Annotated in this window: 11 protein-coding genes, 1 pseudogene and 1 riboswitch; of the genes and pseudogenes, 2 read left to right on the forward strand and 10 right to left on the reverse strand. The window is 71.3% G+C overall.

The features are described 5' to 3' along the window. Positions 1 to 259 precede the first annotated feature (259 nt). From FNH04_RS32360 to FNH04_RS32400, 9 genes are all read right to left on the reverse strand, one after another. Complete coding sequence (locus FNH04_RS32360) at positions 260 to 1,333, reverse strand: hemolysin family protein (RefSeq protein ID WP_152789424.1); 1,074 nt, start codon at positions 1,331 to 1,333, stop codon at positions 260 to 262. Then, complete coding sequence (locus tag FNH04_RS32365; protein ID WP_228031739.1) at positions 1,330 to 2,829, reverse strand: hemolysin family protein; 1,500 nt, start codon at positions 2,827 to 2,829, stop codon at positions 1,330 to 1,332. Before FNH04_RS32365 ends, FNH04_RS32360 begins: the two co-directional genes overlap by 4 nt. Positions 2,830 to 3,086: 257 nt before the next feature. Next, positions 3,087 to 3,542 carry a PH domain-containing protein gene (locus tag FNH04_RS32370; protein ID WP_152789425.1) on the reverse strand — a complete coding sequence of 152 codons (456 nt, stop codon included), beginning with the start codon at positions 3,540 to 3,542 and terminating at the stop codon, positions 3,087 to 3,089. 20 nt (positions 3,543 to 3,562) lie between these two features. Continuing rightward, positions 3,563 to 4,420 (reverse strand): ATP phosphoribosyltransferase, encoded by an 858-nt coding sequence (hisG, locus tag FNH04_RS32375; protein WP_152789426.1) that lies wholly within the window; start codon positions 4,418 to 4,420, stop codon positions 3,563 to 3,565. Between the two features lie 48 nt (positions 4,421 to 4,468). After that, positions 4,469 to 4,741: a phosphoribosyl-ATP diphosphatase gene (locus FNH04_RS32380; RefSeq protein WP_132853542.1), complete on the reverse strand. Its 273-nt coding sequence runs from the start codon at positions 4,739 to 4,741 to the stop codon at positions 4,469 to 4,471. A 33-nt stretch (positions 4,742 to 4,774) separates the two neighbouring features. After that, positions 4,775 to 5,260, reverse strand: coding sequence for a 6,7-dimethyl-8-ribityllumazine synthase (gene ribH / locus FNH04_RS32385; protein WP_322724457.1), 486 nt, complete (start codon positions 5,258 to 5,260; stop codon positions 4,775 to 4,777). A 90-nt stretch (positions 5,261 to 5,350) separates the two neighbouring features. Beyond that, positions 5,351 to 6,679 carry a bifunctional 3,4-dihydroxy-2-butanone-4-phosphate synthase/GTP cyclohydrolase II gene (locus FNH04_RS32390; protein WP_152789427.1) on the reverse strand — a complete coding sequence of 443 codons (1,329 nt, stop codon included), beginning with the start codon at positions 6,677 to 6,679 and terminating at the stop codon, positions 5,351 to 5,353. Next, positions 6,676 to 7,308, reverse strand: a complete 633-nt coding sequence (locus FNH04_RS32395) for a nicotinamide mononucleotide transporter family protein (protein ID WP_322724461.1) — start codon at positions 7,306 to 7,308, stop codon at positions 6,676 to 6,678. Before FNH04_RS32395 ends, FNH04_RS32390 begins: the two co-directional genes overlap by 4 nt. Further along, on the reverse strand, positions 7,305 to 7,907 hold the full coding sequence (locus FNH04_RS32400; RefSeq protein WP_322724463.1) for a riboflavin synthase: 603 nt from the start codon (positions 7,905 to 7,907) through the stop codon (positions 7,305 to 7,307). Before FNH04_RS32400 ends, FNH04_RS32395 begins: the two co-directional genes overlap by 4 nt. A 152-nt stretch (positions 7,908 to 8,059) precedes the next feature. Next, a riboswitch (FMN riboswitch) is annotated at positions 8,060 to 8,190 on the reverse strand. A gap of 313 nt (positions 8,191 to 8,503) precedes the next feature. On the opposite strand from FNH04_RS32400, the gene FNH04_RS32405 reads away from it, so the two are divergent. After that, positions 8,504 to 9,394 (forward strand): RNA polymerase sigma-70 factor, encoded by an 891-nt coding sequence (locus FNH04_RS32405; protein WP_322724464.1) that lies wholly within the window; start codon positions 8,504 to 8,506, stop codon positions 9,392 to 9,394. Between the two features lie 134 nt (positions 9,395 to 9,528). After that, on the forward strand, positions 9,529 to 10,281 hold the full coding sequence (locus FNH04_RS32410) for an SDR family oxidoreductase (protein ID WP_152789429.1): 753 nt from the start codon (positions 9,529 to 9,531) through the stop codon (positions 10,279 to 10,281). Positions 10,282 to 10,470: 189 nt separating this feature from the next. Here FNH04_RS32410 and FNH04_RS32415 read toward each other — a convergent pair. Beyond that, positions 10,471 to 10,641, reverse strand: a pseudogene (locus FNH04_RS32415) (ROK family transcriptional regulator); the annotation flags it as partial.

Consider the following 10,641-nt stretch of genomic DNA (forward strand, 5'->3'; position numbering starts at 1 on the left):
GCTCGTCCCCGTCCCCTGGGGGCTGCACCCCCAGCCCCTGCTTGTCGGCCTGCGGCCGGGTGGGGGTCGGGGGTGTCGGGAGACGCACCCTGCGGCACTGGGACGGGGTTCGAAACGGGAGCCGGGGACTCAGCCCCTGTGGAACCCGGGCGGAGCCCGAAGCCGGGGGCAGGGGCGCTGCTCCCTGGTCTGTTGGGGACGAAGGGGCAGCGCCCCTGGGACGGGACGGGCGGCGGGGGCAGCTGGGCTTTCTGCCCGGTCAGCCGGTCAGGGCCTCCCTTGGGGTGGCGCTCGTGCGGGGAGGTGACGGTTCCCGGTGTGCCGGGTCCCTTACCTCGCCCACCAGTAGCTCCAGTACGTCCTCCAGCGTCACCAGGCCCACGATCCTCCCGGACGCGTCGGTCACCTGGGCGAGATGCGTGGCAGCGCGGCGCATCGCCGTGAGCGCGTCGTCCAGTGGGAGTTCGGAGCCGAGCGTGGTCATGGGGCGCCAGATCTGCTGGGGTACCGCGCGGTCGGAGTCCTCCAGGTCGAGGACATCCTTGACGTGCAGATAGCGGCCCATGAAGGCGCCGTTCTCCGCGACCACCGGGAAGCGGGAGTATCCCGTGCGCGCCGTCAGTGCCACCACCTGCGCCGGGGTGACCGACGGATCCACCGTGACCAGCGTGTCGCGGTTCAGCAGGACGTCCGTCACCGGGCGCGAGCCCAGCTCCAGGGCGTCCTCCAGCCGCTCCTGCTCCTCGGGGTCGAGCAGACCCGCCTGGCCGGAGTCCTCCACCAGCCGGTTGAGCTGCTCACTCGTGAAGACGGCCTCCACCTCGTCCTTCGGCTCGACCTTGAAGAGCTTCAGGACCACCCGCGCGCAGGCACCGAGCGCCACCGTCACCGGCTTGCACAGGCGCGCGAACGCGACCAGCCCCGGACTCAGCCACAGCGCCGTCTTCTCGGGCGCCGCCATCGCCAGGTTCTTCGGCAGCATCTCGCCGATGACGAGGTGGAGGAAGACGACCACGGCGAGTGCGATCACATAGCCCAGGGGGTGGATCATGCCGTGCGGGAGGTGCACCGCCTCGAACACCGGTTCAAGCAGCCCCGCCACCGTGGGCTCGGCCACCGCGCCCAGCGTCAGCGAACAGACGGTGATACCGAACTGGGCCGCCGCCATCATCTGCGGCAGCCGCTCCAGGCCGTACAGCACCTGACGTGCCCGCGCGGTCCCCAGCGGCTCGATCTGGCTGCGGCGGACGGAGACGAGAGCGAACTCCGCACCGACGAAGAAGCCGTTGGCGAGCACGAGGAGCAGGGCGAACAGGAGTTGGAGCGCGCTCATCGGGCCGCCTCCGCGACAGGCTCCACGACAGGAGCGGTGCCCACGGCGGCCGTGGGATTCGCGGCGGCAGCGGGAGCCGTGGCCGGGCCGGCCTCCGTGACCAGGATGCCTTCGAACGCGGGCGCCCCCTTCGCCACAGGGTTACCGTCCACCACAGCCACACCCTCCACAGCCATGGCGCCCTCCGTGACCGGCGCCGTCCGGACCAGTCGTACCCGCTCGGCCCGATAGTGGCCGACCTGCCGTACCGACATTCGCCAGCCCGGCAGCTCGGCCTTGTCGCCGGGTGCCGGGATGCGGCCGAGCAGGTCGGCGACCAGGCCCGCCACCGTCTCGTACGGTCCCTCGGGCGCCTCGAGGCCTATGCGCCGGAGCAGGTCGACACGGCAGCTGCCGTCGACGTCCCACGCGGGGCGCCCGTCCTCGGGCGGGGCCGCGGCGAGCTCGGGCAGGTCATGACCGTCGTGCTCGTCGCGCACCTCGCCGACCAGCTCCTCGACGATGTCCTCCAGGGTCACCACACCGGCCGTGCCGCCGTACTCGTCGACGACGACCGCGATGGGCTGTTCGCTGCGCAGCCGGGCCAGGAGTGGCTGCACGGGCAGCGTCTCGGGAACGAGGAGAGGTGCCTTCGCGATGGTGACGACCGGCGTGCGCAGGCGGTCCTGCGCGGGGATCGCCAGCGCGTCCTTGAGATGGACCATGCCGACGACCTCGTCGATCCGCTCCCGGTAGACCGGGAAACGGGACAGACCGGTGGCCCGGGTCAGGTTCACGACGTCCTCGGCCGTGGCGGACGACTGCAGCGCGCTCACCTTCACCCGTGGCGTCATCACGTTCTCCGCGGTCAGGTCGGCCAGGGACAGCGTCCGTACGAAGAGGTCCGCCGTGTCCTGTTCGAGTGCGCCGGCCCGTGCGGAGTGCCGGGCCAGGGAGACGAGCTCCCCCGGGGTACGGGCGGAGGCCAGCTCCTCGGCGGGCTCGACGCCCAGGGCGCGCACGAGCCGGTTGGCGACCCCGTTGAGCCCGGCGATCACCGGCCGGAACAGGCGTGAGAACGCGTGCTGCGGGCCGGCGACGAAGCGCGCGACCTGCATCGGCCGGGAGACCGCCCAGTTCTTGGGCACGAGTTCGCCGATCACCATCTGCACGGCCGAGGCCAGCAGCATGCCGACGACCACGGTGACACCGGACACGGCGCCCTCGGGGATCCCGATCGCGGTGAACGGGCCGTGCAGCATGCCGGCGAGCGCCGGTTCGGCGAGCATGCCGACGACGAGCGAGGTGATGGTGATGCCGAGCTGGGTGCCGGAGAGCTGGAAGGACAGCTCCTTGAGCGCGCCCACGACCTTGTGGGCCCGCCGGTCGCCCTCGGCGGCCGCCTGCTCCGCGTCCGGTCGCTCGACCGTCACAAGGCCGAACTCGGCCGCCACGAAGAAGCCGTTGGCGAGAATCAGCAGGAACGCCGCTCCGAGGAGCAGCAGGGGGATGGTCATGATGCCGCCGCCTCCGCGGGGACGCGGACCTCAGGGTCGCGGTCCGCGCTGTGTCGGGAGGGGGCGGCGCAGGTACTACAGGACGATCCGTCCATCGCCGGAGGGAGTCACTCCTCGGGTAGAAGGAACCCCTGTCCGCCGGGCGGCACGACAGGGGCGGTGGCGCAAGGGGCACGCCTCCGCCACCAGATTAATCAAGACAAGCGGTTCTCGGGCAGGGGCAAATCCCCTGAGTCCACCCTGAAACGTGCTGGGGGCTATCCCTGAGGCGTCTCGCGGTCGCCGATCGAGCGGGCCTCCGCCAGCGCCCGCAGCGTCCGTGCGTCCTCGATCGCGCGCTGCTTGGCGATGCCCGGCTGGATACCGAGCGCGGGCAGGCTGGTGCCGTCGCTGAGGTCGAGGAACACCCAGGGGTCGCCGACGCGGAGGTTCACCCGCAGGATCTCCGCCCACTCCAGACGGCGCTTGCCCGCGATGTTCACGACGGTGACCCCGGATTCCTCGGCGACGACCTTGGGCCGGGAGAGCAGCAGGAGCACCCCGAAGAGCAGTGCCCCGGTGAACACGAAGCTGAGGCGCTCCCCCGGGCTGAGCTGCGGCAGCAGCATCGCGATCGCCGTGATCACCACGAAGATCGCGACACCCGCGGTCAGCAGCACGGCCCGCGTACGGCCCGGCCGGAAGGTGACGGGGAGGGCGGGCAGGTCCGGCATGGGATTCGGCTCCTCGGACCTCAGAGTCGGCAGGCGTGGATGGCCGTGGTCAGGATGGCCCGCGCGCCGATGTCGTAGAGGTCGTCCATGATCCGCTGGGCCTCCTTGGCCGGGACCATCGCGCGGACGGCGACCCAGCCCTCGTTGTGCAGCGGCGAGACGGTCGGGGACTCGAGGCCGGGGGTGAGCGCCACGGCCTTCTCCAGCTGCTCGACGCGGCAGTCGTAGTCCATCATCACGTAGGTCCGGGCCACGAGGACGCCCTGGAGACGGCGGAGGAACTGCTGCACCTTGGGCTCCGCCTCCCCCTCGGCGTCCGCGCCGACCCGGCGGATCACGACGGCCTCGGACTTCATGATGGGCTCGCCGATGACCTCCAGCCCCGCGTTGCGCAGCGAGGTGCCGGTCTCGACGACGTCCGCGATGACCTCGGCGACACCGAGCTCGATGGCGGTCTCGACGGCGCCGTCGAGGTGGACCACGGCGGCGTCGACGCCGTGGTCGGCGAGGTGCTTGGCGACGATGCCCTCGTAGGAGGTGGCGACCGTCATGCCGTTCAGGTCCTCCACGCCGTTCGCCGTGCCCGGCTTGGTGGCGTAGCGGAAGGTGGAACGGGCGAAGCCGAGCGGAAGGATCTCCTCGGCGTTGGCGCCGGAGTCGATGAGCAGGTCCCGGCCGGTGATGCCGATGTCGAGACGGCCGGAGGAGACGTAGATCGCGATGTCGCGGGGGCGGAGGTAGAAGAACTCGACCTCGTTCTCCGGGTCGACGATGCGCAGTTCCTTGGACTCGCGGCGCTGCTGGTAGCCCGCCTCATGCAGCATCTCCCCCGCAGGGCCGGACAGTGAACCCTTGTTGGGGACGGCGATGCGCAGCATGAGGTGGGCTTCCTTTGCGTGGAGGGATACGGGAACGGGTGGTGCGGTTCAGAGGTGGGCGTAGACGTCGTCGAGGGAGATCCCGCGCGCGACCATCATCACCTGGACGTGGTACAGCAGCTGCGAGATCTCCTCGGCGGCGGCTTCCTTGCCCTCGTACTCGGCGGCCATCCAGACCTCGGCGGCCTCCTCGACGACCTTCTTGCCGATGGCGTGGACGCCCTTGCCGACCAGCTCGGCGGTGCGCGAGGTGGCGGGGTCGCCGTGGACGGCCTTGTGCTGGAGCTCGGTGAAGAGCTCCTCAAACGTCTTCTTGGACATGGTGGCGCCCACTTTACGCGTGTGCCGGCGGACCTAGCGCCACGGCTCAGATACTGAGCGGAGCGTGGCGGCGGTCGCCACCGCCGCCGTCACGGCCTCGTGCCCCTTGTCCTCGCTGGAGCCCTCGATACCCGCGCGGTCCAGGGCCTGCTCCTCGGTGTCGCAGGTCAGTACGCCGAAGCCGACGGGGACTCCCGTGTCGACGGAGACCTGGGTGAGCCCCTGGGTGACGCCCTGGCACACGTAGTCGAAGTGGGGGGTGCCGCCCCGGATGACGACGCCGAGGGCGACGATCGCGTCGTAGCCGCGGCCCGCGAGGACCTTGGCGACGACCGGGAGCTCGAAGCTGCCGGGGACGCGCAGGACGGTCGGCTCGTCGATGCCGAGCTCGCGCAGGGCGCGCAGGGCGCCGTTGACGAGGCCGTCCATGACCTTCTCGTGCCACTGGGCGGCGATGACCGCGACGCGGAGGTCGCCGCAGTTCTTCACGCTCAGTTCGGGTGCGCCCTTGCCGCTCACGTTGCTCTTGCTCCTCGGTTCTCGTACCGGATCGTCTTGCTTGTCCTGCCGGTCTTGCTTGTCCTGCCGGTCTTGCTCGGCCTGCTGGTCCTACTGGGTGCCGCAGGTGGACACGGTGGGCGTGTCCAGCCAGGGCAGGTCGTGCCCCATACGGTCGCGCTTGGTGCGCAGGTAGTGGAGGTTGTACTCGCCCGCCTGGACGGGCATCGGCTCACGGCCGAGGACCTCGAGGCCGTGCCGGACGAGCGCGTGGGTCTTCTCGGGGTTGTTCGTCATCAGCCGCAGGCTGCGGACGCCGAGGTCCTCCAGGATCTGGGCGCCCGCTCCGTAGTCCCGGGCGTCGGCGGGCAGCCCCAGTTCCAGGTTGGCGTCGAGGGTGTCCCGGCCGCGCTCCTGGAGCTCGTACGCGCGCAGCTTGGACAGCAGGCCGATACCGCGGCCCTCGTGGCCGCGCAGATAGACCACCACGCCCCGGCCCTCGTCGTGGATGCGCTCCAGGGAGGCCTCCAGCTGGGGGCCGCAGTCGCAGCGCAGGGAGTGGAAGACATCGCCGGTGAGGCACTCGGAGTGGACGCGCACGAGAACGTCCTCGCCGTCGCCGATCTCGCCGTGGACGAGGGCGACGTGCTCGACTCCGTCGATGGTGGAGCGGTAGCCGTACGCCGTGAAGTCGCCGAAGGCGGTGGGCAGCTGGGTCCGGGCCTCGCGGCGGACCGTGGGCGCGGACGGGAGCGTCACCTGCTCGGAGGGGGCCGGGAGCTGGGGGGAACGGCGGTAGGCGATGAGGTCCTCGATGGAGATGATCGTCAGGCCGTGCTTGCGGGCGAACGGGATCAGCTCGGGCAGGCGCAGCATACGGCCGTCCTCGCCGGCGATCTCGACGATGGCGCCCGCGGGGCGCAGTCCGGCGAGCCGGGCGAGGTCGACGGCGGCCTCGGTGTGGCCGTTGCGCACGAGCACGCCGCCGGGCCTGGCGCGCAGCGGGAAGATGTGGCCGGGCCGGACGAAGTCGGCCGGCTGTGCCGTGCCGCTCGCCAGCAGCTGGAGTGTGGTGGCGCGGTCGGAGGCGGAGATACCCGTGGTGACGCCGTGCTCGGGCGAGGCGTCGACGGTGATCGTGAAGGCGGTGCGCATCGACTCGGTGTTGTGCTGCACCATCTGGGGCAGTTCGAGCCGGTCGAGCTCGTCGCCCTCCATGGGCGCGCAGATCATGCCCCGGCACTCGCTCATCATGAAGGCGATGATCTCGGGCGTCGCCTTCTCGGCGGCGATGACGAGGTCGCCCTCGTTCTCCCGGTCCTCGTCGTCGACGACCACGACCGGGCGTCCGGCGGCGATGTCCGCGATGGCCCGCTCGACCGGGTCGAGCGTGAAGTCCTCGATGCCGTCGGTGCTGTAGAGGATCGTCGCCGTGCTCATGCGGGGGCTCCTTCCATGGCGGGCCGGCGGGAGCGCAGCCACCAGTCGCGCATGCCCCACAGGACGAGCGCGCCGTAGATGATGTAGACGAATGCGGAGAACGCGTAGCCGTTGGCGAAGTTGAGCGGCACGCCCACCAGGTCGACCAGCAGCCAGGCGAACCAGAACTCGACCATGCCGCGCGCCTGGGCGTACATGGCGACGATGGTGCCGACGAAGATGTACGCGTCCGGCCAGGGGTCCCAGGACAGAGCCGGGTAGGCGGTGAAGAGGCCGCCGACCGCGAGGGTGCCGAGGGCGGCGCCGCCGATCAGGTAGCCGCGCTCGCGCCAGGTGGCGAACCGCACGGCGATGGAGCCGTCACCCGTCTGTCCCTGGCCCCGGTTCCACTGCCACCAGCCGTACACGGCGACGGCCATGACGACGACCTGTTTGCCGGCGCTGCCGGTGAGGTGGCCCGCGAAGGCCCCGAAGAGGACGAGGCCGGCCAGGAACTGCACGGGCCAGGTCCAGATGGAGCGCCGCCAGCCGAGGGCGAGGGCGGCCAGGCCGAAGATGTTGCCCACCATGTCGGTCCAGATGATGCGCTGGCCGAAGAGTGTGAACGCCTCGGAGTTGAGCCAGTTCACCGCGCGGCCCCCTGGGTGCCCAGCAGCCGCTCGACGTACTTGGCGATGACGTCGACCTCGAGGTTGACGGGGTCGCCGGCCTGCTTGTGGCCGAGCGTGGTCAGGGCGAGCGTCGTGGGGATGAGGCTGACCGTGAAGTAGTCGGAGCCCGCGTCGACGACGGTGAGGCTGATGCCGTCGACGGTGATGGAGCCCTTCTCCACGACATAACGGGAGAGGTCTGCGGGGAGCGAGACCTTCACGATCTCCCAGTTCTCGGACGGCTTGCGTTCGAGGACCGTGCCCGTGCCGTCGACGTGGCCCTGCACGATGTGTCCGCCGAGGCGGGCGCCCACGGCCATCGGGCGTTCGAGGTTGACGCGGGAGCCGACGGTCAGGGCGCCGAGGCTGGAGCGTTCGAGTGTCTCGGCCATGACGTCGGCGGTGAACCAGTCGTCCTCGTGCTCCACGACCGTGAGACAGACGCCGTTGACGGCGATGGAGTCGCCGTGCTGTGCGCCCTGCGTGACGACGGGGCCACGCAGGCGGAAGCGGGAGGAGTCGCCGAGATTCTCGACGGCGGTGACCTCACCCAGCTCTTCGACGATTCCGGTGAACACTTCCCGGGTCCTCCTGCCTCATGGGGCTCGGACTCCGGGGCTGTCGATGACGACAGATATGAACGGACCGCGGCACTGGGGTGCGACGCCGTGCAGGACCCGCGTCGAGCGCGGGCCACAAACAGTCGGCGGCGCGCACGAATGCCCGCCCGCCGCGCACTGCCTCCCATCCGGACTTTAACCGTCGGTCCAGGAATTTCACCTGGTCAACCGGCCGCTGGAAGCGACCGGGTCGCGGACTGTAACCGCCGGTTCGGACTTTCACCGACCCCGGAGTGCGCTGCTTCTGGTACAGGGCCAGTGTGCCACGCCTGATCGTCACTCGTGCGGCCGAATTCTGTGGGGTGCCTCACAGATGACGCCGCTGGACTTTTCGGACGGCCGGACGACGAGCCGGCACGCGAGGGGTCGGCGAAGGACCAACTGCCGCACGGGGAAGCTCCCTTGGGATTGACGCCGAACCATTGACCACGTTGGTCTAGTCCTCTTAAGGTCTGCCATCACGGCTGCCTGCCCCGCTGAGCGGCCCGGCGGCGGGTGACGACGGCCCTTGCCCCGCCGCCGGGTCCCCGTGGCCGTCTGCGAGGGTGTTGGGCGTGACGACGCCCGCCCACGCCCACGAGTTCGAGAGCCACCGCCCGCGCCTGTTCGGCCTGGCCTACCGCATGCTGGGCTCGGCGGCGGACGCGGAGGACGCCGTACAGGACGCGTACCTGCGCTTCAGCGGCACGGACCGTACGGCCGTCGAGCAGCCCGCGGCCTGGCTGGCCAAAGTGGTCACGAACCTCTGTCTCAACCGCCTCACTTCTGCCCGCGCCCGCCGCGAGCAGTACCCGGGCACCTGGCTGCCGGAGCCGGTCACCACCTACGGCGGCACGCTGGGCCCCCTGGAGTCGGCCGAGCAGCGCGACGCCGTGTCGATGGCCCTGCTGGTGCTGCTGGAACGGCTCACCCCGACCGAGCGGGCCGTGTACGTGCTGCGGGAGGCCTTCGCGTACGGCCATCGTGAGATCGCGGCCGTGCTCGACCTGAGCGAGGCCAACTGCCGCCAGCTGTACCGGCGGGCGGCGCGGCGGGTGACCGCGCCGGAGGGCCGCTTCGAGACCACGCCCGAGCGGCAGGAGGAGCTGGTGACGTCGTTCCTCGCGGCGGCCCGGGACGGGGACATGGCGGGCCTGGAGAAGCTGCTCACGGTGGACGCGACGTGGTGGAGCGACGGCGGCGGCAAGGTCAGCGCGGCCCTGCGGCCGATCGAGGGGCGCGACAAGGTCGTGCGGTTCCTGGCCGGCGGGCGCGAGCGGTTCGCGGCCGGACTGGACTACACGGTGGCCGAGATCAACGGCGCCACCGCACTGGTCGCGTGGGCGGGCGACACGCTGGTCGGCATCGTCGCGTTCGAGGTGCGCGACGGGCTGATCGCCCACATGCGGGCCGTACTGAACCCGGACAAACTGAAGTTCGCCGGCCGTCGGCTCACGCGCTCTTAGCCCCTGGCCGGCGGGCCTGCAGCGCCTGCCGAGAACGCTTCGGTCCTCGGTGTCACATTTTTGGGAGCTGTCCGGTCCATCTGGTGTGAGGGCGTTCCACAAGGGGCGCCCGGTGACGGAAGGGGATGGACAGCATGACCACGATCCTGGTGACCGGCGGTACCGGAACACTCGGCCGGCTCGTCACCGAGCGGCTGGACGCGGAGGGGCACGAGGTGCGGGTGCTCAGTCGGCACAGCCGGCCGTACGCCGTCGACCTGCGCGAGGGCGGCAGCGGACTGGACGAGGCCGTGGCGGGCGTGGAGACGGTGGTGCACTGCGCGAGCAGCCCGCGCGGGGGCGACGAGCAGGCGGCGACGAACCTGATCACGGCCGCGCGCCGGGCGGGCGTGGGCCATCTGGTCTACATCTCGATCGTCGGCGTCGACCGGGTGCCGTTCGGCTACTACCGGAGCAAGCTCGCCGTGGAGCGGCAGATCGAGCAGTCGGGGCTCGGCTGGACGATTTTGCGCGCGACCCAGTTCCACGACCTGCTCGTGACGCTCTTCCAGGCGCTGTCCAAGCCGCCGGTCATGGTCCTGCCGGCCGGGGTGAGCGACCAGCCGATCGCCGTCGCCGAGGTTGCCGACCGCCTTGCCGAGCTGGCCACGGGCGCCCCCGCCGGGCGGGTCGAGGACATGGGCGGGCCGGTGGTCCGTACGTTCCCGGAGCTGGCCCGTGCCTATCTGGCGGCCACCGGTCGCCGGCGGCCGGTGGTCAGCGTCCCCCTGGCCGGCAAGGCGTACAGCGGCTTCCGCGCAGGCGGCCATCTCACGCCGGAACGGGCCGCGGGGAAGGGCACGTTCGAGGAGTATCTGGCGGCACGGTTCGGGGCCGGGCGGCGCTGAGCTCCTGCCGGGGTCGAGGGGGGCTCCGCGGTGGGGCCGGTGGTCTGTGCGGTGGGTGTGGGAGCCTTCGCGGTTGGGGTCGGCGGCCTTCGCGCCGGGGCCGGCGACCCTCTCGGTGGGGCCAGTGGCCATCGCGGTGAGTCGGGGGCGCTCGCGGTAGGTCCGGCGAGCAGGGGTCGTCGGTCCTGGCTATCGCGAAGGCGGCGGTGCGAAGAGCTCGTCCTGAGCGGCCTCCCGCGCCATCAGCAGCGCCCCGCGCGCCACGGCACCCCCGCCGAGCACGCTCGCCCGCACCTCGGTCGGCAGCGGTGACATCCGCCCGAGCCGCTCCTCGACCCGCGCCGCGAGCACGGCCCCGCC

The sequence above is a fragment of the Streptomyces phyllanthi genome (genome assembly GCF_009377205.1).
Lineage (GTDB): Bacteria > Actinomycetota > Actinomycetes > Streptomycetales > Streptomycetaceae > Streptomyces > Streptomyces phyllanthi.

What these genes read in the sequence shown, in the direction of transcription:
- FNH04_RS32365 (WP_228031739.1), bottom strand. Translation starts at nt 2,829, where the DNA reads ATGACCATCCCCCTGCTGCTCCTCGGAGCGGCGTTCCTGCTGATTCTC.
- FNH04_RS32360 (WP_152789424.1), bottom strand. Translation starts at nt 1,333, where the DNA reads ATGAGCGCGCTCCAACTCCTGTTCGCCCTGCTCCTCGTGCTCGCCAAC.
- FNH04_RS32380 (WP_132853542.1), bottom strand. Translation starts at nt 4,741, where the DNA reads ATGTCCAAGAAGACGTTTGAGGAGCTCTTCACCGAGCTCCAGCACAAG.
- FNH04_RS32390 (WP_152789427.1), bottom strand. Translation starts at nt 6,679, where the DNA reads ATGAGCACGGCGACGATCCTCTACAGCACCGACGGCATCGAGGACTTC.
- FNH04_RS32370 (WP_152789425.1), bottom strand. Translation starts at nt 3,542, where the DNA reads ATGCCGGACCTGCCCGCCCTCCCCGTCACCTTCCGGCCGGGCCGTACG.
- FNH04_RS32410 (WP_152789429.1), top strand. Translation starts at nt 9,529, where the DNA reads ATGACCACGATCCTGGTGACCGGCGGTACCGGAACACTCGGCCGGCTC.
- hisG (WP_152789426.1), bottom strand. Translation starts at nt 4,420, where the DNA reads ATGCTGCGCATCGCCGTCCCCAACAAGGGTTCACTGTCCGGCCCTGCG.